Here is a 23,961-nt window from a genome sequence, read left to right as displayed (position 1 = left end):
GTGCCTGATGCCCGCGGGCGCGCCATGTGCTCCCGCTTCTCGTTGATCGATAGGCCCTACCAGCAGCGCCGCAGAAACGCTGCCGTCTGTGCGTAGTACTCCAGCACCTCCGGTACCAGCCCGGCCATACGCAGGAAATCATGGGTCATGCCACGGCATAGTCGGCTCTCTACGACCACACCCTGCTCGCGCAGGTGCTTGGCATAGGCCAAGCCCTCATCCAGCAACGGGTCGAACTCGGCGATCAGCAGCAGCGCCGGCGCACTGCCACGCAATTGCCCCTCCGCCAGCAACGGCGAACAGCGCCAGTCACAACGCTGCGCCGGCTGTGGCACGTAGTGTTGGTAGAACCAGGCAAGTGTCGCGCTTTCCAGCAGATAGCCTTCAGCGAACAACTCGTGGGATTCGCTGGCTTGTCGGGCGTCCACCGCCGGATAGAACAGCAGTTGCGCACAAGGCTTGGCCCCCTGCGTGGCAGCCAGTTCAGCGCAAATCACGCTGGCCAGGGTCGCACCGGCGCTGTCCCCTCCCAAGGCCACTCGTGCCGGATCCAGCCCCAGCGCCAAACCGCCTTCTTGCAGCCAGTTCCAGGTATCGCGCACATCCTCCAGGGCCGCAGGAAAGGGATGCTCTGGCGCCAGTCGATAGTCCAGCGCCAACACCGCGCACTGCGCGCTGACGGTCAGTTGCCGACAGACCGCATCGTGCGAGTCCAGGCTGCCGATGCAATACCCGCCACCGTGCAGGTAGATCAGCACTGGCAACGTCGCATTGGCCAGCACCGGCCGGTAAAGCCGTGCGGCCAGTTGACCGTGTCGCACCGGCAACGAAATCTGCTCCACGGTACAGGCCGGAGCGAATGGCGGCAGGCTGCGCGAAGCCACCTCAAACTCGATACGCGCTTGTGCCACCGGCAGTTCGTGCGGTGCCGGCCGCCCTGCCCGCCGACCCTCGTCGACCATATCGAGATAGGCGGCGATTTCCGCGTGCAGCTCGCCAGGGGCAGTAGAAAGGGCAACATTCATAGCGCGAACGCCTCCTGCGCGGTTTGCGCGCAACAATGATCGATGACTGCCAGCAGTTCCGCCTCGTATAGCGCCATGAAGCGTTCGATGCTGGTGGGACGGAACACCCGCCGGCTGAACAGGCAACGCAGCGCCAGTTCGCCGTCGTGCACCTGACCGACGATTTCCAGCCAGTTGTTCAGCGGCGCACTCGCGGCATAGGCATCACCGGGCCGCTCATCGAGCAGGCTGAACAAGGCGTCGCCATCGCCATTCTGGTCGAGCTGGCCCAGGTAGTTGAAGGTCACTCGCGGCTGCGCCCGTGCTGCCAACCTGCTGCGCGTCTCGCCATCGGCCAGGTAGCGCAGCACGCCGTAGCCGATGCCCTTGTTCGGCACCGTGCGCAGGCGTTGGCGCAGCGCCGTGATGGCCTGGCTGTAATCGCCCTCGCCAGCCTCCAGGCGCACGGGGAACAGGCTGGTGAACCAGCCCAGGGTGCGGCTGTGGTCGAGGCCGTCGAACAGATCCTCACGGCCGTGCCCTTCCAGCCCGACCAGCACCGCACGCTGCTCGCTCCAGCCACACAGGGCGCGGCCGAGTGCGGCCAGCAGCAGGTCGTTGATCTGCGTGCGATAGGCTTGCGGCGCGACTTTGAGCAGGCGCGTGGTAGCGGCTCGATCCAGGCGCAGGCTGATCTGTTCACGCAGCGCCACCTGAGCCCGGCCGCGAGGGTTGTCACGCGGCGGCTCGCCCAGCCCCTCGCTGGCAGTCTGCTGCAGCCAGTACGGCAGCTCCTCGCGCAGGCTTGGCTGACTGGCGTAAGCCGTCAAGCTGTGCGCCCACTGACGATAACTGCAGGAGGCCGGCGGCAGACTCGGCACTTCGCCGCGCTGCAGCGCCACATAAAGCCGCTGCAGATCCTCCAGCAATACCCGCCAGGACACGCCGTCCACCCCCAGGTGCTGGATCACCAGCAACAGGCGGCGGCTGCCATCGGCCAACTCGCTGTAGACCGCCCGCAGCAAGCGACCCTGGCCGATGTCGAGGCTGCGCTGTGCACGGTTGGCCAGTGTCAGCGCCTCGGCAGCATCGTCCGGTTGTCGATGCCAGAGCAGCGGGTCGGCCTCCAGCCCCAGTTCGTCGAGCTGGCAATAACGCTGCCGCCACTGCCCACCCTCCCCCCTGGCGAAGGCCAGGCGCAGGCTGCCATGCTCGGCCAGCAGCAAACGCAGCGCCTGCTCCAGCAGGCGCGCGTCCAGCGGTCGATGGCAAGCCAACAGCAAGGCCTGGTTGAAATGGTCGGGCTCGGGCAGATGCTGGTCGAACAGCCACTGCTGGATCGGCAGCAGGGCGAAGTGTTCTTCGTCCTCGGCCATGTCCGTCACCAGTGTCTGAGTAGGCTCGCTGACCTGCTGCGGACGCTCCAGCAAGGCGGCGATGCTCTGGTACTGCAACAGGTCGCGCAAACGCAGCTCCAGGCCGAGCCCCTCGGCCTGACGTGCACGCGACACCACCTGCAGGCTGAGAATCGAATCGCCGCCCAGGTCGAAGAAATTGTCGTGAATACCGACCTGCTCGACCTGCAGTACCTGCGCCCATATCTCGGCCAGGATGCGCTCGGCATCATTACGCGGTGCCACATAACCCGCGCCCTGCCAACTCGGCTCCGGCAGCGCCTTGCGGTCGATCTTGCCAGCCGGTGACAGCGGCATGCGCTCGAGCCTGAGAATCTGCGCCGGCACCATATAGTCCGGCAGCTGCGCCCGCAGGTAGCTGCGCAACGCGTCGCCCTCGACCTCACCGACCACGTAGCCGATCAGTTGCTTGCCGCTGCCCCCCTCGCGCGCCACCACCACGGCTTCACGCACCTGTGCATGCGCCTGCAGGCGCGCCTCGATCTCGCCCAGTTCGATGCGGAAACCACGGATCTTCACCTGATGGTCGATACGCCCCACGTACTCGACGACGCCATCGGCGCGCCCGCGCACCAGATCGCCACTGCGATATAAACGCGAACTTGGCTCGCCGAAGGGATCGGCGACAAAACGTTCAGCGGTCAGCCCCGGCCGCTGGTGATAACCACGCGCCAGCAAGTCACCACCGATATACAGCTCGCCAGCTACGCCCAGCGGCACCGGGCGTAGCTGCGGGTCGAGGATGTACAGCCGGCGCGCACCGACCGCCTGGCCGATGGGGGCATAGGCTGCCTGGCAACGGGTGCTCGCATCGGCCTTCCACAGCAGCGGTGTGACCACGGTTTCGGTCGGCCCATAGCCGTTGATCAGGTACTCGGCCTTGAGGGTACGGCGCGCCAGCTCGAAGGCGGCTTCAGGCACCGCATCACCACCGAAGCAATAGATGCGCATGCTCGGCACATGGCCAAGCTGCGCGGCCTGATCGGCCAGTTGCAACAGGTAAGCCGGCGGGAAGGCCGCGACCGTGACCCGATGTTCGCGCAGTTGCGTCAGGGTCTGCTCAGCGCTCCATAGCGCCTCCCCACGGATCAACAGACTGCCGCCATGGCTGAGGGTGGTAAGCCAGCGTTCATGGGCGCCATCGAAGGCGAACGACATGAAAATCAGTTCGCGATCCTGCGCCGTCATGGCGTAGCGCTCGCCGATGGCGCGGCAATGCGCGGCGATCTGCCCGTGCGCCACGGCCACGCCCTTGGGCTGGCCGGTGGAACCCGAGGTGTAGATCAGATACGCCAGATTGCCGGGATGCACGGTTACCTGGGGCAGCTCGCAGGGCTCTGCGGATAGATCGAGCCTGTCCAGCTCCAGGCACACCACGCCGTCGGGTACGGGCAGGCGCTCACGCAGGCGGCTGTCGGTCAGCAGCAAGGTGATGCCAGCGTCCTGCATCTGGAACGCCAGGCGCTCGCGCGGGTAATCGGCGTCCAACGGCACGTAGGCGCCCCCCGCCTTGAGCACGGCGAGCAACGCCAGCGGCAACTCGACACCACGCGGCAAGGCCACGCCCACGCGCACTTCGGGGCCGACGCCGAACGCAGTCAGACGCTGGGCCAGGCGGTTGGAGTCCAGTTCCAGACGCTGACGGTCGAGGCTGACGGTCTCGTCGATCAGCACACAATCCTGCGGCCGCTCGCGGTTGTGTCGAGTGACAGCCAGGTGCACCGGCTCGAATGCCGTCGGCAACGATGCCTGACCGTGCAGACGATGATGCGCCTCGTGTTCGAGCGTGCTCAGGCAATCGATATCGCCGAGGCGCTGCTCGCCCCCCTGCAGCATGGCGGCGAGAATCTGCTCGAAGTTGGCGCGGATACGCAGTACCGCGTCCACATGAAAATGGCTGCGCAGGTACTGGTATTCGATCTCCATTCCCTCGCCCAGGCGCACGGCCAGGTCCATCGGCACGCTGGTCACGTCCTTGGACGCCAGCTCGCCGAAACGCGGCCCGTCGCCGCCACCGCGCCGCAGCGCCTCGTCCACCGGGTAGTTCTCGAACACGATGATGCTGTCGAACAGCGCCTGGCCACCATGACCCGCCCAGCGCTGGATGTCATACAGCGGCGTGTGCTCGTATTCGCGCACCTCCAGGTTGTACGCCTGGAGTGCTCGCAGCCAGTCACCGAGCCCCGCATCCGCTGCTGGCGCCTGCACCACCGGCAGGGTGTTGATGAACAGCCCCAGCAGCGTCTCGGCGCCAGCCAGGCTGGTGGGTCGTCCGGCGACGGTGGCGCCGAAGGTGACCCGCTGCTTGCCGGTGTAGCGCTGCAACAGCAGCAACCAGGCGCCCTGCAACAGGGTGTTGAGGGTAACGCGCTGCTGCCGGGCAAAGGCTCGCAGGCGCTCGGTTGCCCCCGCGTCGTAATGACTGTAGGTCACGCCATGGCCACTGCCTTCAGCGGGGCGCGACAGGCTGTCGGCCAGCAAACAGGGTTCGTCCAGCCCGGTCAGGCGCTGCCGCCAGAACGCTTCGGCAGCGTCGCCATCCTGATGCTGCAGCCAGGCGATGTAGTCGGCGTAGCGTGCGACGGGCGCAGGCAGACATTCACCGGCATAGACCTGCAGCACCTCCTTGATCAGTTGCGCGCCGCTCCAGCCATCGGTGACCAGGTGGTGCATGGTCCACACCAGTTGCCAGCGCCCCTCGCCCAGAGCCAGCAGGCTCATGCGCTGCAGCGGCGGTCGGGCCAGATCGAAGCCTTCAGCGCGGTCTCGCTCGGCGAAGGCGATGACATCTGTCTCGCCCTCGATCACCCGCACCTCGGTCGGCACCTGACGCTGCACCACCTGCAAGGGCTGGCGTAGCCCGCCCTGCCAGAGAAACCCGCTGCGCAGCGTTTCGTGGCGCGCTACCACCTGCGCCCAGGCCGCCTGCAAACGTGCCGGATCTAGCGCCTCGACCGCCACGCTGATCTGGTTCACGTAGAGCCCGGAGCCCGGATTGTCGAGGGCATGGAACAACATGCCCTGCTGCATCGGCGACAGCGGGTAGATATCTTCGATGGCGGCGGCCAGCAGGTCGAGGGTATCGAGCTGCGCCTGATCGAGACCGGCCAGGGGGAAGTCCGCCGGCGTCACGCCGCCCGCGCCAGGTGTCAGGCAATGGGTGATCAGGGCGCGCAGCTCGGTCAGGTAACGCTGCGCCAGTTGCATGACCGGCGCCTCGTCGAACATCTCGCTGCTGAAGGTAAAGCGCAGGCCCAGGCGCGCATCGAGCACCTGGCCATCGATGCTCAGCCAGTTCCCCAGCGGCGCGGCGCCGTCGCGATTCGCCCCGGCGCTTTCACTGGCCAGACGCAACAGGGCATCGCTGGCGAAGCTGGCATCGAACTGGCCCAGGTAGTTGAAGGTCACCCGTGGCTCATGCAGTCCGTCCAGGCCCTGACCAAGATGACGCAACAGACCATAGCCAAGCCCACCACGCGGCACCGCACGCAGTTGTTCCTTGACCTCCTTGATCGCCGCACCCGGCTCGCCGTCAGCCTGCAGGCGCAGCGGGTAGAGACTGGTGAACCAGCCCAGGGTACGGCTCAGATCGATATCGTCGAACAGCGTTTCGCGGCCATGGCCTTCCAGCAGTACGGCGGCACTGCCCTGCCCGCTCCAGGCACACAAAGCGCGGGCCAGCGCAGTCAGCAGCAGGTCGTTGACCTGGGTGCGGTAGGCCGCTGGCGCCTGTTGCAGCAGGGCGCGGGTTTCGCCTTCGTCCAGCTCCAGACGCAGGGTTCGAGCATGGCGCTCAGCCAGGCTGGCATCGGTGCGGGCACCGGGCAGGCTCGGTGCCTGGGCTTCGAGCTGGGCCCGCCAGTAATCCTGCTCGGCGCCCAGCTCGGGGCTGGCAGCCAGATCGACCAGACGTTGCGCCCAGCGTTTGAACGAGCTACTGCGCGGCGGCAGGGGCTGGCCGTCGTAATGCGCCTGCAGATCCTCCAGCAGCGCGCGCCAGGACACGCCGTCGATCACCAGGTGATGGACGACCAACAGCAAGCGCTGGCTGCCGTCGGCCATGTTCACCAGCATGGCGCGCAGCAGCGGGCCGTGCTCCAGGTCGAGGCTGCGCTGCGCGGCGGCGCAATGGCCCTCCAACTCGCTGACATCGGCCGCTTCGCGCAGCCAGAGCACGTCGGCAGCCACCTGTTCGGCGTGCACGGCATGGCTACCATCGGCAGCGAAGCGCAAGCGCAGGGCATCGTGATGGGCCTGCAGCGCCGCCAGGGTCTTGGCCATACGCTGCGCGTCCAGCGTCTCGCGGCAATGCAGCAGCACGGCCTGGTTCCAGTGCGCACGCTGCGGCATAGGCGTGGCGAAGAACAGGCGCTGGATCGGCAGCAATGGCGTCTCGCCCTGCTCCGGCCCCTGCTCGGGCTCGCTTACGGCCTCACGAACAACGGCCGCCAGGGCACGCAGGCTCTGGTGCTGGAACATGTCCTTGGGGGTCAGCTGTAAACCGGCCTGACGGGCACGGCTGACCACCTGAATGGAGACAATGGAGTCACCGCCCAGCTCGAAGAAATTGTCCTCACGACCGACCTGGGCCACGCCCAGCACGCTTTGCCAGATTTCGGCCAGCAGTCGCTCATGCGCTGTTTCTGGCGCCTGATAATCGGCCTGAACGACGCTGAAGTCCGGCTCCGGCAGGGCCTTGCGATCCAGCTTGCCATTCGGTGACAACGGCATGGCATCCAGCACCAGGATGCGCGCCGGCACCATGAACTCCGGCAACTGCTCGGCCAGCGCCTGGCGCAGCACCTCGCTGTCGCAACCGGCCACGGCATAGCCCACCAGTTGCTTGCCCTGCGGTGTGTCACGCGCCACCACCACGGCTTCCTCCACCTGCGGGTGCGCCTGCAGACGCGCTTCGATCTCGCCCAGTTCGATGCGCAGACCGCGGATCTTCACCTGATGGTCGATCCGCCCGACGTACTCGATGGCGCCGTCCGCCCGCCAGCGAGCCAAGTCGCCAGTGCGGTACAGCCGCCCACCTTCGCCAAAGGGATCGGCGACGAAGCGCTCGGCAGTCAGCCCCGGACGCGCGTGATATCCCCGCGCCAGGCCGACACCGCCGATATACAGCTCGCCCGCCACGCCCTGCGGCACCGGCTCCAGCCAGGTGTCGAGGATGTACAGGCGCAGGTTGTCGATGGGCCGGCCGATGGGCACGATGTGCCGCTCGTTCTCCTCGTAACACGCCCAGTAGCTGACATCGATGGCAGCTTCGGTAGGGCCGTAGAGGTTGTGCAGTTTGGCGGCGTGGCGCTGGCGGAACTGCTGTTGCAGCTCGTAGGGCAGCGCCTCGCCGCTGCACATCACCTGCTTGAGTGACGGGCAGTGCTCCAGTTCGCCGGAGGCAACGAAGGCCTGCAGCATCGACGGCACGAAGTGCAGCACGCTGACGTCGCCCTGGTTGATCACCTGGCGCAACGCCAGCGGATCGCGGTGCGCGCCTGGCTCGGCCACCACCAGCGCCGCGCCGGTCAGCAGCGGCCAGAAGAACTCCCACACCGACACGTCGAAGCTGAACGGGGTCTTTTGCAGCACACGATCAGCCGGCGTCAGCGCGTATTCCTTCTGCATCCAGTGCAGGCGGTTGATCAACGCCTGATGGCTGTTGCCGGCGCCCTTGGGCTTGCCGGTCGAGCCGGAGGTGTAGATCAGGTAGGCTAGGTTGTCCGGTGTACCCTGAACGGGCAGATCGCTCCCCTCCAACCCTTCCACTTCTGGCCAGTCGCTGTCCAGGCAGAACGTACGGGCGTTCGAGGCTGGCAGCGCATCACGCAGATGCGCCTGGGTCAGCAGCAGCGTCACACCGCTGTCGTCCAGCATGTGCTGCAGGCGGTCATGCGGGTAATCCGGATCCATCGGCACGTAGGCGCCACCGGCCTTGACGATGGCCAGCAAGGCCACCACCAGCTCGATGCTGCGCTCGGCCGCCACACCCACCAGCACGTCCGGACCCACGCATTGCGCGCGCAGCCAGCGTGCCAGCTGGTTGGCGCGCTGGTGCAGCTCGCGATAGCTCAGGCGCTGCGCGCCAAACTGCAGCGCCAGAGCGTCCGGGGTTTTCGCAGCCTGCTGTTGCAGTAGGGTTTGCAGTTGCACGTCAGCGGGGAACGCCGCCTCGGTGGCGTTCCAGCCATCGAGCAGTTGCTCGCGCTCTGCGCCTGCCAACATCGGCAGACGCCCCACCGGGCATTGCGGGTCGGTCGCCAATGCCTTCAGCAGATTGAGGAAGTGACCGCACAGACGCTCGATGGTGGCCGCCTCGAACAGATCACTGGCATAGGCGAACTGCCCGCGCACCGCGCCCTCACGGTTCTCCTCGGTCTGCAGCATCAGATCGAACTTGGCGATGCCGGTCGCCAGTTGCAGAGATTCCATCGTCAGTGCCCCACCATCGGCAGCGGGCAACTCGCCCAAGGCATCCTGCGCGCTGGGCAAATGGTTGCAGGCCACCTGAAACAGCGGGTTGTGGCTCAGGCTACGCTCGGGTTGCAGGGCTTCCACCAAGCGCTCGAAGGGCAGTTCCTGATGGGCCTGTGCCTCCAATACGGCCTGGCGTACCGCGCCGAGCAGCTCGACGAAGGAAGCCTGCTCCTCGACCTCGCCGCACAGCACCTGAGTGTTGACGAAAAAGCCCACCAGGCGCTCGCACTCAGCCCGGCCACGGTTGGCCACCGGCACGCCGATACGCAGCTCGCGCTGGCCGCTGTAGCGCACCAGCAAGACCTCGAATGCCGCCAGCAGCACCATGAACAGGCTTGCACCCTGGCCACGCGCCAGGCTGCGCAGCTCGCTCACCCACGCCGTGGGCAGTTGAAAGTCCAGCGTGGCGCCACGGTAACTCTGCTCTGGCGGTCGCGGTCGGTCGCTGGGCAGGCTCAGCAGCAGCGACGGATCGCCGATGCGTTGCGTCCAGTAATCGAGCTGACGCTGCTCCTCCCCCGCCGCCATCCACAACCACTGCCAGCGACCATGGTCGGCGTACTGAATCGGCAGCGGCGGCAGGCTGGCTTCATGACCTGTGACGCAGGCGCCATAGAGGCTGGCGAACTCATCGATCAGCACGCCCATCGACCAGCCATCGGAGACGATATGGTGCAGGTTCAGCAGCAGCAGGTGCTCGCTATCGCTCAATCGCAGCAAGTGCAGGCGCAGCAACGGACCATTGGCGAGATCGAAAGACTGCCGCGCCAACTGTTCCAGGCGCTCATGTGCGGCGTCCTCACGCCGATCTGACGGCAGAGAGGAAAGATCTTCCTCCAGCATGGCCAGAGGCAGCGTTGGCAGGATCACCTGCAATGGCTCGCCACCTTCTTCACGAAACAGCGTACGCAAAGTCTCGTGGCGCGCCACCAATGCCTCGAAAGCCTGGCGCAGTGCCTCTGTATCCAGCGTGCCGCGCAGGCGCAAGGCCGCCGGAATGTTGTAGGCCGCGCTGTGCGGCTCCATCTGCCAGAGGAACCACAAGCGGCTCTGCGCCGGCGACAGGGGCGCACGCTCACAGGGCTGACGCGTGATCGGCAGGCGCTCCAGGCTCACGCCCTTCTCCCGCAGTTGTTGCAGAAAGGTCAGCTGCTTTTCTTCAGGGAGCGCCGCCAGGCGTTCGGCAACGGTGCGCAGTTGTGCATCCAGCATGGTCATCAGAGGTTCTCCAGCTCGCCCAGCAATTCGTCCATCAGCTCCAGCTCGGCCTCTTGCGAGGGCGCGCTATCACGTTGCGCCTGCAGGTGGCTGGCCAATGCCTGGATGGAACTCAACTCGAACAACGCGTGCAGCGGCAGCGTCACGCCCAGGCGATTGCGCAGGGTCATGCCGACCTGAGTCAGCAACAGCGAATGCCCGCCCAGCTCGAAGAAGTCGTCGTGGATACCGACCCGCTCGACCTGCAGCACCTGCGCCCAAATCGCCGCCAGCTCACGCTCCAGATCATTGCGTGGTGCCACGTAACCCACAGCCGAAGTACCGAACTCCGGCGCCGGCAAGGCCTTGCGATCCAGCTTGCCGTTCGGTGACAGCGGCATGGTATCCAGTACCAGGATGCGCGCCGGCACCATGAACTCCGGCAACTGCTCGGCCAGCGCCTGGCGCAGCGCCTCACCGTCGCAAGCGGCCACGGCGTAGCCCACCAGTTGCTTGCCCTGCGGCGTGTCGTGCGCGACCACCACCGCTTCTTCCACCTGCGGCTGCGCCTGCAGACGCGCTTCGATCTCGCCCAGCTCGATGCGCAGGCCACGGATCTTCACCTGATGGTCGATACGGCCGACGTATTCGATGGCACCGTCCGCGCGCCAGCGCGCCAGGTCACCGGTGCGATACAGGCGCTGGCCCGCCTGACCATATAAACCAGCAAAGGGATCGGCGACGAAGCGCTCGGCAGTCAGCCCAGGCCGCGCGTGATAACCCCGCGCCAGACCAACACCGCCGATGTACAGCTCGCCCGCGACGCCTTGCGGCACCGGCTCCAGCCAGGTGTCGAGGATGTACAGGCGCAGGTTGTCGATGGGCCGGCCGATGGGCACGATGTGCCGCTCGTTCTCCTCGTCGCAGGCCCAGTAGCTGACGTCGATGGCCGCTTCGGTGGGGCCATAGAGGTTGTGCAGCTTGGCTGCATGACGCTGGCGGAACTGCTGTTGCAGCTCGTAGGGCAGTGCCTCGCCACTGCACATCACCTGCTTGAGTGACGGGCAGTGCTCCAACTCGCCGGAGGCAACGAAGGCCTGCAGCATCGAGGGCACGAAGTGCAGTACGCTGACCTCGCCCTCATTGATCACCTGGCGCAGGGCCAGCGGGTCACGGTGCGCCCCTGGCTCGGCCACCACCAGCGCCGCGCCGGTCAGCAGCGGCCAGAAGAACTCCCACACCGACACGTCGAAGCTGAACGGGGTCTTTTGCAGCACGCGATCAGCGGGCGTCAGGCCGTACTCTTTCTGCATCCAGTGCAGGCGGTTGATCAGCGCCTGGTGGCTATTGCCGGCACCCTTGGGCTTGCCGGTCGAGCCGGAGGTGTAGATCAGGTAGGCCAGGTTGTCCGGCGTGCCCTGGATCGGCAGATCACTCCCTTCCAGCCCCTCCACTTCTGACCAGTCCACGTCCAGGCAGAACGTACGAGCGTTCGAGACTGGCAGCGCATCACGCAGATGCGCCTGGGTCAGCAGCAGCGTCACACCGCTGTCGTCCAGCATGTGCTGCAGACGGTCATGTGGATAATCCGGATCCATCGGCACATAGGCACCGCCGGCCTTGACGATGGCCAGCAAGGCCACCACCAGCTCGACGCTGCGCTCGGCCGCCACGCCCACCAACACATCCGGGCCCACACCTTGCGCGCGCAGCCAGCGTGCCAGCTGGTTGGCGCGCTGGTGCAACTCGCGATAGCTCAGGCGCTGCGCGCCGAATTGCAGCGCCAAGGCGTCCGGGGTTTGCGTGGCCTGCTGTTGCAGCAGGGTTTGCAGTTGCACGTCAGCGGGGAACGCCGCCTCGGTGGTGTTCCAGCCACCTAGCAGTTGCTCGCGTTCTGCGTTTGCCAGCATCGGCAGATCCCCCAGACAGCGCTCGGCACCCTCGGCCAGGGCCAGCAGCAGACGCTCGAAGTGCTCACGTAATTGCTCTACCTGGCTGGGCGCCAGGCGGTCGGCACGGTAGGCGTAACGGATATCCAGACACTCGCCAGCGCTGGCCACCAGGGCCAGGGCGAAATGGGTGCTCTCGACCGGGCGCTGGTCGAGTACGCGCAGGCTGTCACCGCCGCCGGCAAGCACGCTGTCCATGGGGAAGTTCTCGAACACCAGGATGCTGTCGAACAGTGCCTGCCCCGGCTTGCCGGCCCAGCGCTGAATGTCGTGCAACGGGCTGTGCTCGAACTCGCGGGCGTGCAGGTTGAGTGCCTGCAAGTCGCGCAGCCAGTCGCCAACGGCCCAGTGCGGCTGGATCTCATGGGCAATCGGCAAGGTATTGATGAACAGCCCGAGCAGACTTTCCGCGTTCGGCAACTCAGAAGGACGCCCGGCGACGGTGGCGCCGAAGCAGGGCCGTGCCTGCCCGGTGTAACGCTGCAGAAGCAGCAGCCAGGCCCCCTGCAGCAGGGTGTTGAGGGTCACACGCTGGGCCTGGGCAAACTGCTGCAACCTCTGCGTCAGCTCGACGCTCAAGCGGCCATGCACTTCACGTGCAGGCTCTGCGGCGGCCTGCCCCAGCGCACCGGCCAGCAGGGTCGGCTCGTCGAACGCGGCCAGGCGCTCGCGCCAGAAGCGCTCGCCAGCGGCAGCATCCTGAGCCTGCAGCCAGGCGATGTAGTCGCGGTATTGGCCAGGCTGCGCCGGCAGTGTTTCCCCCCGGTAGAGCGCCAGCACCTCGCCCACTTGCCGAGCGCTACTCCAGCCGTCGGCGATCAGGTGGTGGCAGGTCCACAGCAAGTGGTAACGGCGCTCACCCAGGCGCACCAGGGTCAGGCGTTGCAGCGGCGGCACAGCGAGGTCGAAGCCTTCGGCCCGTTCGGCTGCAGCCAGTGCATCCAGGGCTTCGGGCTCGGCAGCCCGTGAGCGCCAGTCGCGCTCACGCACCGGCAGCTCGGCATGACGCAGCACGAACTGCAATGGCACACCCGCTTCGGTAAGCAGGAAGCCGCTGCGCAGCACGGCATGACGCGCCACAACCTGCCGCCACGCGGCGATGAAGCGCGGCGCCTCCATGCCATCCAGGTCGACTCGCAGCTGGTTGACGTAAAGACCGGAGCCCGGCACGTCGAGCGCATGGAACAACAGCCCCTGCTGCATGGGCGACAACGGATAGAGATCGTCCAGCTCACCCACCGGCAGATCGAGGCTGTCCAGCGTCGCCTGATCCACGCCCGCCAACGGCACGTCGCTCGGTGACAGACGCGGCGTGGCGATGCGCACATGGGCCAGCAGCTCATGCAGCGCCTGCTCCAACCCCTGCACCAGGGCATCGATCGCCTCGGCCGGGAACATGGCCTGGCTGTAGGTCAGTTCCAACCCCAGACGTCCGCCCAGGATGCGGCCATTGATCACCAGCCAGTTGCCCAGCGGAGCATTCTCCGGCTGGCTATGGCCAGCCGACTCGCTGGCCGGGCGCAGTACGGAATCACCGGTGAATTGCTGGTCGAACTGCCCCAGGTAGTTGAAGGTAACGCGGGCCTGCCCCGCTGCTTTCAATACCTGGGTGTGGTCGCTCAGGTAGCGCAACACGCCATAGCCGATACCGGCACGCGGCACACCACGGATGCTTTCCTTGACCGCGCGCAGTGCCGTCCCCGGTTCGCCAGTCGGGCGCAGGCGCAGCGGATAAAGGCTGGTGAACCAGCCAACGGTACGCGACAGCTCCAGCGGTTCGCCCTCATCGAAGGCATCGCGACCATGGCCCTCCACTTCCAGCAAGGCCTCCTCGCTCCCCGTCCAGTGGCACAGGGCGCGGCCAACCGCCGTCAGCAGCAGGTCATTGATGCGCAGACGTTGCGCCGCCAGCACCGGGCCAAGCAGTTCGGCGGTGGCGTCAGCGTCCAGAGCAACATGGCGCTGCCGTGCCTCGCGCCAGGTGACCGCTGCATGGCTGTCGGCCTGAGGAATCGCCGGAGCATCGGCCAGTTGCGCCAGCCAGTACGACAGTTCGGCAGCCAGTGCCGGGCTCTTCGCAAACGCCTGCTGGCGGTCAGCCCAGACGGCATGGGAGTCGCCTTCAGCCGGCAATGCGGCAGGCTGACCGGCACGGATGGCGCGATAGGCAGCGTGCAGATCGTCCAGCAACACCCGCCAGGAGACGCCATCCACCGCCAGGTGATGGATCACCAGCAACAGACGCTCACCGCCCTCGTCCAGACTGACATGCATCGCGCGCAGCAACGGGCCGTGACGCAGATCCAGGCTGCGCTGGGCTTCGTCGCACAGGCGCTCGAGCGTCTGCCGATCAGCCGCATGGCGGCGCCAGAGCAGCGTCAGGTCGAGTGCGCCCATCTCCGCGATACGCAGACGCGCCTGCTCACCATCCAGACGCAGGCGCAACGCCGGGTGGCATTGCAGCAAGGCATGCAGCGCACGCTCCAGCGCGGTGAGATCCAGCGGCTCGCTGGCCTCCAGCAGGATCGCCTGGTTCCAGTGGTTACGCAGCGCAGCCGGTACACGCTCGAAGAAGCGCGCCTGCACCGGGGCCAGCGGCGCACCGCTGTCGAGCGATGCGTTGATGATGGCAGGCGCCGCGGCAACTGCCGGCACCTCACGTGTTTGCAGCCACTGCGCCAGTTGGCGCACGGTCTGCCGCTCGAACAACTGCTTGGGACTGAGCTTGAAGCCCAGTTTGCGGATCCGCGCAATGATCTGCAGGCTGAGGATGGAGTCGCCACCCAGCTCGAAGAAGTTGTCTTCGGCGCCTACCCGTTCGACCTTGAGCACCGCCTGCCAGATCGCCGCCAACTGGCTTTCCAGCTCGCTCAGCAGCGCGTCTTCACGCGGTTTGGCAGCCACATCCGGGCGCGGCAGGGCCTGGCGATCGACCTTGCCATTGGCCGTCACCGGCAAGGCTGGCAGCAGCATCAGGTGCGCCGGCAGCAGATAGTCCGGCACCTGGGCGGCCAGCGCCTGGCGCAACGCTTCGGCCTCTCCTTCAGCCAAGCACCAGGCCAGCAGGCGCATCGGGCCATCGCCTTCGCGCTCGGCCAGCACCACGGCATCGAATACACCTGGCAGCCGCTTGAGCACCTGCGCCAGCTCGGCCGGCTCCACCCGATAACCGCGGATCTTTACCTGCTCGTCGAGGCGACCGAGGAATTCGATCTCACCATCGGCGCGCAGGCGCACGCGGTCGCCACTGCGGTAATAACGCTCACCCTCGAGCAGGATGAAACGCTCCGCCGTCAGTTGCGGCTGGCCGAGATAGCCATCGGCCAGGCCGGCACCGGCAATCAGCAACTCACCCGGCACGCCAAGCGGCAGACTGACGAGTTGCTCGTCGACCACCCGCACGCGGATATTGGGCAGCGCCCGGCCGATGGCCAGATTGCCTTGCGGCAGGGCATCACCGAGGCGCCATTCATGGGTCAGCACGCCCACCGTGGTTTCGCTCGGGCCATAGTGATTGACCACACGCAGATCAGCCGCCAACTCACGCAACCGGCCCAACAGCGGCGCGCCGCTGGCTTCGCCACCAAGCACCAGCAGGCGCGACGGCAATACCTCGGCCGGTTGTGGCGCAGCAGCCAGCAGACCACTGAGATGACTGGGCACGATCTTCAGCACGGCCACCGCACGCGCCTGGATGAAGGCGGCGAAACGCTCGGCGTCGGCCACCTCCTCGGCACTGGCCAGGCACAGTCGCCCGCCACTGCACAGCGCACCGAACAGGCTGGTATGGCCGAGATCCGCCGCCACCGACGACACCATCGCCCAGCCCTCACCGGGCCGGCTGTCCAAGCGGGTCAGCACGCCCTGCACGTAGTTGGCCAGGGCGCCGTAGCTGACCACCACGCCTTTGGGCTGACCACTGGAGCCGGAGGTGAAGATCACATAGGCCGGGCTGGTCGGATCGATGACCACGGCAGGCGTCTGCGCCGCACAGTCCAGCGGCCCGCTGGCCTCGACCTGGAATGCCTGCCCTGGGAAGAGCGCAGCGGTTTCGCGCTCGCTCACCAGCACGCAGCGCGCGCCACTCTCGGCCAGCAGTTGCTGCAGACGCGCGCTCGGCAATGCCGGGTCGAGCGCCACGTAGGCAGCACCTGACTTCAGTACCCCCAGCAGCATCAGCAGCCAGCGCGCACCGCGCGCCTGGCATAGCGCGACGCGCTCACCCGCACCAATACCCTGGGCGCGCAAGGCGTTGGCCAAACGATTGGCCGCAGCGTCCAGCTCGGCATAGCGGTATTGGCCATCCCAGGCCTCGACCGCCATTTCGTCCGGACGTGCCGCGCACTGCCGGTTGAACAGTTTCAGCACATCGGCAGCCGGCCATGGACGGCGCTCGCCGGCCAGCTCCGAACGCAGTTCGGCTGGAGCCAGTGGCAGTTGCTTGAGTGGCTCGAATGGCCGGGCACAGAGTTGTTCCAGTTGCCAGGTGAAGGTGGCGACGATGCGCGCCACCGTGCTGGCATCGAACAGATCCTGGGCGAAGACGAAGCTGCCACGCAGATGGCCATCCTCGCTGGCCTCAGCCATATCCAGGGCCAGATCGAAACGCGCACCGTACTGCTGTTCGCTGAACAGCTGCAGCTTCAGCGGGCCGGCATCCGGCAGACGGCTGACGTCGAAACCGAAGTTGAACTTGACCTGCGCCAGCGGGTTCCAGGCCAGGCTACGCTCCGGTTGCAGCGCCTCGACCAATTGCTCGAAAGGCACGTCCTGATGCGCCTGGGCACCCAGCGCCAGCGGCTTGAGCGCGGCCAGCAGATCGCTGAAGGAAGCCTGCGCGTCGACCTGGCAGGGATAGACCAGGGTGTTGACGAAGAAGCCGATCAGCCCTTCGGTTTCCAGTTGCTGGCGGTTGGCGACCGGCACCGCGATACGCAGATCGCTCTGACCGCTGCAACTGCGCAGCAAGACGCCATAAGCGCCCAGCAACAACATGAACAGAGTGACGTCCTGGCTACGCGCCAATGCTCTCAGGCGGTCGCTCAGCGCCGCGTCCAGCTCGAAGCCGAGACTGCCGCCACGGTAGCTCTGTTGCGCCGGACGCGGGCGATCACATGCCAGATCGAGACGCGGATTGTCCCGTCCCAGTCGCTGCACCCACCAGGCCAACTGTCGCTCGCCCTCGCCACCGGCGAGCAGGCTGCGTTGCCACTGGGCGTAGTCGGCGTACTGCACCGGCAGCGCCGGCAACGTGGCCTGATTGCCCGCCAGCGCTGCACTGTACAGCGCAGCGAACTCATCCATCAGCACACGGATCGACCAGCCATCGGAGACGATATGGTGCAGGGTCAGCAGCAGCACATGATCCTCTGCGCCCAGACGCAGTAGCGTCAGGCGTAGCAGCGGGCCGTCGCGCAGGTCGAACGGGCGTCCGGCCTCCTCTTCAGCCAGGCGATGGGCCTGAGCCTCGGCATCACCGTGGGCGGACAGATCCAGACGCACCATGGGCAGTTCCATCCGCGCATGGATGATCTGGCACGGCTCGCCGTCACGCTCGTCGAAGGTGGTGCACAGGGTCTCGTGACGCGCCATCAGCGCAGCGAATGCCTGGCGCAGCGCGACCTCGTCCAGCGCGCCGCGCAGGCGCAGGGCACCGGGGACGTTGTAGGCGGCGCTGTGCGGCTCCATCTGCCAGAAGAACCACAGGCGCGCCTGCGCCGGGGACAGCGCCAGTGCGCCATCACGCGGCACGCTACGCAGTGGCGGGCGGCTGTCGGGGGCAGCGAGCGCCGCCACGCGGGCAGCGAAGGCATCCAGTCGCGAGGCCTCGAAGATCATCGGCAACGGACATTCGATGGCGAGACGTTGGCGTATCCGCGAGACCAGCCGGGTCGCCAGCAGCGAATGGCCACCGAGCTCGAAGAAGTCATCCTCGCGGCCGACTTGCGGCAGCTCGAGCAGCTCGGCCCAGAGGCCGGCGAGCTGGCTTTCCAGACCCTCGCGCGGCGCAGTGTAATTGTCATTAACCTCTGCCACGTCGGGCAGGGCCTTGCGGTCGATCTTGCCATTGACGTTCAGCGGCAGCTGCGCCAGCGCGATGATCTGCGTGGGCACCATGTACTCGGGCAGTTGCTCGCGCAGCGCCGCCTTCAGCGCCTCGGTCGCCTGCAGTGGCGCCACGTAGGCCACCAGCCGGCGCCCCGCTGCGCCATCGCGACAGATCACCGCCGCTTCGCTGACCCCATCGAGCATGCGCAAGCGTGCTTCGATCTCGCCCGGCTCGATGCGGAAGCCGCGAATTTTGACTTGCTGATCGACGCGCCCGAGGTAATCGAATGCGCCATCTTCACGCCATCGCACACGGTCGCCGGTACGGTAGAGACGGCCACCCGCCATGCCGAAGGGGTCGGCGACGAAACGCTCGGCGGTCATGCCGGGACGTTGATGATAACCACGCGCCAGCAGCTCACCGCCGATGTACAGCTCACCGGCCACACCGCGCGGCAGCGGCTGCAGATGCTCGTCGAGCACGTACAGATCGCGAGCACCCACGGCCTCGCCGATGGGCGCGTAAGCGGCGCCACAACGGCTGGCCGCATCAGCCTTCCACAACAGGGGCGTGACCACGGTTTCGGTCGGCCCATAACCATTGATCAGGTGTTCCGCCTTGAGGCTGCGCCGCGCCAGTTCGAATGCTGCTTCCGGCACCGCGTCACCACCGAAGCAGTAGATGCGCATGCTCGGCGCATGGCCGAGGCGCGCCGCCTGCTCGGCCAATTGCTGCAGGAAGGCCGGCGGGAAGGCGGCAACCGTCACCTGATGCTGTTTGAGGCGCTCAAGGGTCTGCTCCGGCGTCCACAGCGCAGCACCGCGAATCAGCAGACTGGCGCCGTGGCTCAGCGCGGTGAGCCAACGCTCATGGGCACCGTCGAAGGCGAACGACATGAAAATCAGCTCGCGGTCGCTCGGCTGCATCGCATATCGCTCACCAATGGCGCGACAGTGTGCGGCGATCTCGCCATGCGCTACGGCAACGCCCTTGGGTTGGCCAGTGGAGCCGGAGGTGTAGATCAGGTAGGCCAGATTGGCCGGATGAACGTGGGAAGTCGGGCATTGCGCCGGCCAGGCGGCATCATCGAAACGGTCGAGATCCAGGCGCTGCAGCGAATCGCCAAGCGGCAGCTTCTCGGCCAGCGTGGACTGACTGATCAACCAGCCGATGCCGGCATCCTCGATCAGCCAGGCCAGGCGCTCGCGCGGATGATCCACATCCAGCGGCACATAGGCGCCGCCGGCCTTCATCACGGCCAGCAGAGCCAGTGGAATGTCCACGCCGCGCGGCAGAGCCACACCAACCCGCGCCTCGGGGCCGACACCCGCCGCCACCAACGCCTGAGCCAGACGGTTGGCACGTGTATCCAGCTCGGCGAAGCTCAGGCTGCGCTGCTCATCCAGCACGGCGATGACCTCGGGCTGGGCGGCAGCCTGGGCGGCGATGCGCGCCGCCAGAGGTTCGAACGCGTCGACGCTGGCGGGTACCGCACGGTGCCACAGCGCTTCGTCAAGCCAGGCACGCGTCTCCAGCGGCGTGTCCGCCGGCTGTATCGGCAGAGCCCGCAGCAGCGCGAAGAACTGCTCGGCCATGCGTGTCATGCCGATAGCGCAATAGCGTTCGGCGGCATAACAGAAACTCAGTTCGATACCTGCCCGACTCTCGCGCACACGCAACACCAGGTCGAAGGGGGTTTCCAGATCGATCTGACGCAGGCCTTCCACGTTCAGCCCCTGCAACGCCACCTCCCCTCGCACCTGATGGTCGAACGCCACCTGACACAGCGGATGGCGGCCGTGGCCGCGCTCTGGCTGCAACGCCTGCACCAGTTGTTCGAACGGCAGATCCTGATGCGCCTGAGCATCCAGCAACCCATCGCGCACCTGGCCCAACAGTGCGCTCAGGCTCGGATTGGCCGACAGGTCATGACGCAGCACCAGCAGATTGACGAAGAACCCCACCAGGCGCTCGCTGGCGAGCTGCTCACGCCCGGCCTGGGTAAGACCGATGCGCAGATCCTGCTGACCGGTAAAGCGTTGCAACAACAGGTTGAACGCCGCCAGCAGCAACATGGCGAGGGTCACACCGTGCTGCTGGGCGAGGCGACGTAACTCGTTGCTCAGGTCACCCTCAAGACGCTGCTCGATAAACGCAGCACGTCGCCCGCCCGGCCCTGCGGCCTCATTCAGAGCGTAAGGCAGCTCCAGCGGCGGATGCTCTTCACCCAAGCGTGCACGCCACCACTGCAGCAGGCGTGCACTCGCCCCGCTGTCCAGCCTCTGCTGTTGAGCGGCGGCGATATCGACGTACTGATGGCTCAGTTGCGGCAGCTGCGCGGCCTGACCTTGCAGACGCGCCGCATAGGACGCTGCGAACTCCTCCAGCAGCAGGTTCAGCGAGGCGCCATCGGCGATGATGTGGTGCACACACAACAGCAGCGTCTGACGGCCTTCGCCCAGGCGCTGCAGACGCAGGCGCAGCAACGGGCCGCTGGCCAGATCGAAGGGTTCGCCGGCGAACTGCTGCGCATCGGTTTCGGCCATGCTCGGCTGGCCACTCAGATCGATCTGGCTGAACGGCACCGGCGCGACATCGGCCAGGTGCAGGCGCACCTCGCCATCGCCCTCCTCGACGAAACGACTGCGCAGCGTCTCGTGACGCAGTTGCAGATCGACGAATGCCTGTTGCACGGCGTCGACATTCAGCTCACCGCGCAACGTCAGGCCACCGGCGATGTGGTACAGCGGGCTGTGCGGCTCGAGCTTCCAGAGGAACCAAAGACGGCGCTGGGCCGGCGACAGCGGCAACGGGCCATGGCGATCCAGACAGGGCACTTCGGCGGCGACCGGTGCGTCTGCCACATGGCTGGCCAGCGCAGCTACGAAGGCGCCCAGCACCGGCGCCTCGAACAGCAGGCGCGGCTCTACTGCCCGGCCATGACGCTCACGCAGGCGTGCCAGCAACTGGGTCGCCCGCACCGAATCGCCCCCGAGAACGAAGAAGTGGTCGTCACGTTCGACCGCCTCCACCTGCAGCACCTCGCACCAGAGGGCGGCCATGGCCTGCTCCGCCTCGCTCAGCCGAGCAGTGCTCACCTGGTCACCTTCCAGCAGTTGCCCGGCACGCTGCACCGCGTAAGCCGCCAGGGTGCCGTCGGCCAATTGCTGGCGACATGCAGAGCGCTGCAGCTTGCCGCTGGAGGTTTTCGGCAACGCGCCCGGTTCAAGCAGCGCCACCAGCAGCGGCGCTTCCTGGAAGCTGTCGGCCACGGCCGCCGAGATGGCCTTGATCAGCGCCGCTGCCGGTATCAACTTGCGCACGCTGCGGCCAATCTCGGCGGCGATACCGATCCCCTCGCGACCGTTGTGCTCCACGGCGAATGCAGAAACGCGGCCCTTGCGCACCACGTCCACGTCCTCTTCGACGCAGCGCTCCAGATCCTGTGGGTAGAGGTTCTGGCCCCGCACGATGATCATGTCCTTGAGCCGCCCGGTGACGTACAGCTCATCGTTGTGCAGGAAGCCCAGGTCGCCGGTACGCAGCCAGGTACGACCATCGCGCTCGACGAAGGCCCGTGCACTGGCCTCGGGGTTGCGCCAGTAGCCCAACGCAACGCTGGGGCCACTGCTCCAGATCTCGCCAACCTGCCCAGGGCCCAACGATGCGCCGCTGTGCGGATCGACCAGTTGCACCTCATGCTCGGGCTGCAAATGCCCGCAACTGACCAGCAAGGTGCCGCGTCCGGGGCGCCCCAGGTTACCGGCCAGCGCCGTCGGATCCACCTCCAGCAAACCGATGCCTTTGCCGCGCTGGCCACCGGCAACGAACAGCGTCGCCTCGGCGAGGCCGTAGGAGGCATAGAGCGCATCGGCATCGAACCCAACCCGCGCGAAGGTGGCTGCGAAGCGCTCCAGGGTGTCCGGACGGATCGGTTCGGAGCCGGAGAACGCCAGGCGCCAGCGACTCAGATCGAGCCCCTCCATGGCCGTTTCGCTGATGCGTTCACAGCACAGCCGGTAGGCGAAATCCGGGCCGCCGCTGACCGTGCCACCGTAACGGGAGATCGCCTCCAGCCAGCGGCGCGGACGTTCGAGGAAGTAGCGCGGCGACATCAGCACGCAGGGAATGCCGCTATAGATCGGCTGCAGCAACCCACCGATCAGCCCCATGTCATGAAACAGTGGCAGCCAGCTGACCATCACGTCATCGGCACCGATACCCAGGCCATGGCGGATCAACCGCTCGTTGGCCAGCAGGTTGCCATGGCTTACCTGCACGCCCTTGGGTGTCGAGGTGGAACCCGAGGTGTATTGCAGGAAGGCGATATGCGTATCGCTCAACTCCGGCATGCGCCAGGCCAGCCCCAGGCCGGCCGGCGTGCGGTCAACGGCGATCAGGTGCGGCACTACACGGCCGGCAACCTGACAGGCCGGACGCAGGACTTCCAGCAGGCTGGAATCGGTAAGCACCAGACTCGCTTCGGCATCGCCAAGAATGGCCTGCAGACGCGTCAGATGCTGCGGTCGTACCGACTCGGGCGGATAAGCCGGTACAGCGATGATGCCGGCATACAGGCAGGCAAAAAAGGACACCACGTATTCCGTACTGCTGTGCAGCAGCAAGACGGCGCGGTCACCCGGCTGGCCATGCTGCAGCAGCCAGACGGCCAGGTCACGCGCTCGCTCATCCAGTGCACGATAGGTCAGTACCTCGTCCACCCCTTCGGCGATGAAACGCAGGGCAATATCACGCGGTGTTTCAGCAGCACGCAGGACAAGCGCCTCGACCAGATTGGCGGCAGCATCGTAACGATCATTCATGGCATCACCTTGAATCGCGAAGGGTGCTCTGCACCCGTCGCGTGAAATGGGGAAATCGGGCGCTCAGAGCAGGTCCAGGCCATGGCCTTGCGCCATGGCCACGATGACCTTGCGTGCGCCGCTGAAAGGCGCGCGCGCATGGGCGGTCAACATGTTGTCGAGCATCAGCACATCGCCGCTGCACCAGGGAAAGCTGACCGTGGCTTCAGCCAACACGCCGCGGATGTCATCGAGCAGGGACTCCTCGATCGGGCTGCCATCGCCGTAATAGACATTGCGTGGCAGATCTTCCTCATCGACGATTTCCAGCAGGCTTTCGCGCACCTCGGGGGGCAGATTGGAGACGTGGAACAGATGCGCCTGGTTGAACCACACCCAGTCGCCGGTGCGTGGATGGCGGGCCACGGCCTGACAGCGCTGACGCGTGCGCAGTTCGCCGTCGTCCTTCCACTCGCAATCGATCTGGTGAGCCCGGCAGTAGGCCTCGACCACCGCACGGTCGCTGCTGTTGAACACCTGCTCCCAGGCGACGTCCAGACCATTGCCGTAGTTGCGCACATACATCAGCCCACGCTCGCTGAAGCGACGACGGATAGCCTCACCGACCTGGCGGTAGATCACCCGGCTATCGGCAATCGGCGTCTCCCCGCCACTCTGTGCAGCCTGCACGCAGTAGAACCAGATACGCATCGGCCACTCGCGGGTATAAGCCTGCTCGTTGTGCAGCGGAATATGCTGGTGCGGCGGATACTCGGTGGAGGTGTAGACGCCAGCGGTCACGTTACTGCGTGGCGTGGAACCGAATTCGTAGCTCAACAATGGGTCGCCGAATGCGGCGGCGAACGCACGAAAGCGCTCGGCTTCACCCACGTCGAAACCGCGCAACAACACCCCACCGCAGCGCTCGAGGTGTTGATCGATCAGCTCGCACAGCCCCTGCTGGCTCGCCAGCAGGTCGACGCCACCCTCAGCCTGCACCAACAGCGGTAAACCGCCACGCGACTCAGGCAAAGGCTTGATGGAGAAGAAAGTCATCGCATGCTCCTC

Annotated in this window: 4 protein-coding genes; all 4 read right to left on the bottom strand. The window is 66.4% G+C overall.

What is annotated here, in order from left to right; translation table 11 throughout:
• Positions 1-56 precede the first annotated feature (56 nt).
• Positions 57-1,025 carry an alpha/beta hydrolase gene (locus BM059_RS05495; protein ID WP_074937290.1) on the bottom strand — a complete coding sequence of 323 codons (969 nt, stop codon included), beginning with the start codon at positions 1,023-1,025 and terminating at the stop codon, positions 57-59.
• Complete coding sequence (locus BM059_RS05490; protein WP_074937286.1) at positions 1,022-10,114, bottom strand: non-ribosomal peptide synthetase; 9,093 nt, start codon at positions 10,112-10,114, stop codon at positions 1,022-1,024. The genes BM059_RS05495 and BM059_RS05490 overlap by 4 nt, the downstream gene beginning before the upstream one ends.
• Complete coding sequence (locus BM059_RS05485) at positions 10,114-22,914, bottom strand: non-ribosomal peptide synthetase (protein ID WP_074937283.1); 12,801 nt, start codon at positions 22,912-22,914, stop codon at positions 10,114-10,116. Before BM059_RS05485 ends, BM059_RS05490 begins: the two co-directional genes overlap by 1 nt.
• 63 nt (positions 22,915-22,977) lie before the next feature.
• Positions 22,978-23,949, bottom strand: a complete 972-nt coding sequence (locus BM059_RS05480; protein ID WP_074937280.1) for a TauD/TfdA family dioxygenase — start codon at positions 23,947-23,949, stop codon at positions 22,978-22,980.
• Positions 23,950-23,961: the final 12 nt, after the last annotated feature.

It is taken from the genome of Ectopseudomonas composti (genome assembly GCF_900115475.1).
GTDB classification, from domain to species: Bacteria; Pseudomonadota; Gammaproteobacteria; order Pseudomonadales; family Pseudomonadaceae; genus Aquipseudomonas; species Aquipseudomonas composti.
This window is presented reverse-complemented; position numbering and strand designations above follow the sequence as displayed.

Excerpts from the sequence above, each read along its gene's own strand:
- BM059_RS05495 (WP_074937290.1), bottom strand. The coding sequence starts at position 1,025 with ATGAATGTTGCCCTTTCTACTGCCCCTGGCGAGCTGCACGCGGAAATC.
- BM059_RS05490 (WP_074937286.1), bottom strand. The coding sequence starts at position 10,114 with ATGACCATGCTGGATGCACAACTGCGCACCGTTGCCGAACGCCTGGCG.
- BM059_RS05485 (WP_074937283.1), bottom strand. The coding sequence starts at position 22,914 with ATGAATGATCGTTACGATGCTGCCGCCAATCTGGTCGAGGCGCTTGTC.
- BM059_RS05480 (WP_074937280.1), bottom strand. The coding sequence starts at position 23,949 with ATGACTTTCTTCTCCATCAAGCCTTTGCCTGAGTCGCGTGGCGGTTTA.